Here is a 1481-nt window from a genome sequence, read left to right as displayed (position 1 = left end):
CGCCTACACCTACGCCGGCGCTGCGCCGGGCAGCACGGTGAGCGTGGGCAGCGCCGGCCATGAGCGGACGGTGACCAACGTGGCCGCCGGCCGCGTGTCCGGGACCAGCACCGATGCGGTCAACGGCTCGCAGCTGTATGCCACCAATACCGAACTGGGCAAGGTCGGCACCGCCGTCAACAGCATTCAGGAAGGCGCGGGCGTGAAATACGCCCACACTCACTCGACCAAGGCCGACAGCACTGCCAGCGGTACCGACAGCAGCGCGATGGGGCCGGCGGCGAGTGCGTACGGCGACAGCGCGGTGGCACTGGGCAATGGCGCGGTGGCGGGCGATGCGAACGATCCGGCCGTGGTCAACGCCGTGGCACTGGGCAAGGCGGCTACGGCCAGCGGCGGCGCTGCCATCGCCGTCGGCAACAACAGCAAGGCCCAAGCTCTCAACAGCATCAGCGTCGGCAACGCGTCCGAGGCCACCGGCGACTACAGCAGCGCCATCGGCTACCAGGCCAAGGCCACCGGCGCCGCCAGCAGCGCCATCGGCACCTTGGCCGAGGCCAGCGGCGGCTACAGCAGCGCCGCTGGCTACCTGGCCAAGGCCACCAGCAGCGGCAGCAGCGCTTTCGGCACCGGCGCCAACGCCAGCGGCGTCTACAGCAGCGCTTTCGGCACCAGCGCCCAGGCTATCGCCAAAGATGCCATGGCTATGGGTGTCTCTGCCCTTGCCAGCGGCAAGGATGGTATGGCGATAGGGGCCTTCGCTAATGCTATTGGCGCCCAAAGCACCGCGGTGGGAGCGGCGGCGAACGCGTACGGCGACAGCGCGGTGGCACTGGGCAATAGGGCGGTGGCGGGCGATGCGAACGATTCGGCCGTGGCCAACGCCGTGGCGCTGGGCGCAGGCGCGGCGGCGGCGCAGGCCGGCGCCGTGGCGCTGGGCAGCGGCAGCAGCACGGCCGCGGCGGTGGCGACCACCGGCGGGACCCTCAACGGCACCGCCTACACCTACGCCGGCACCAACCCGGGCAGCACGGTGAGCGTGGGCAGCGCCGGCCATGAGCGGACGGTGACCAACGTGGCCGCCGGCCGCGTGTCCGGGACCAGCACCGATGCGGTCAACGGCTCGCAGCTATATGCCACCAACACCGAACTGGGCAAGGTCGGCACCACCGTCAACAGCATTCAGCAAGGCGCGGGCGTGAAATACGCCCACACTCACTCGACCAAGGCCGACAGCACTGCCAGCGGTACCGACAGCAGCGCGATGGGACCGGCGGCGAGTGCGTACGGCGACAGCGCGGTGGCACTGGGCAATGGCGCGGTGGCGGGCGATGCGAACGATCCGGCCGTGGCCAACGCCGTGGCGCTGGGCAAGGCGGCCACGGCCAGCGGCGGCGACAGCCTGGCGCTGGGCGCAGGCGCAGCGGCGGCGCAGGCCGGCGCGGTGGCGCTGGGCAGCGGCAGCAGCACGGCCGCGGCGG

The 1481-nt window shown here is 71.9% G+C and carries 1 pseudogene; it reads left to right on the top strand.

Annotated elements, in window-relative coordinates:
- Window positions 1–1481: pseudogene (locus CEK66_RS20145) on the top strand (hypothetical protein); the annotation flags it as partial.

The sequence above is a fragment of the Xanthomonas sp. LMG 12460 genome (assembly GCF_009192895.1).
Classification (GTDB): domain Bacteria; phylum Pseudomonadota; class Gammaproteobacteria; order Xanthomonadales; family Xanthomonadaceae; genus Xanthomonas_A; species Xanthomonas_A sontii.
Note: the sequence above shows the minus strand (reverse complement) of the source record. Positions and strands in the feature narration are given on the sequence as shown.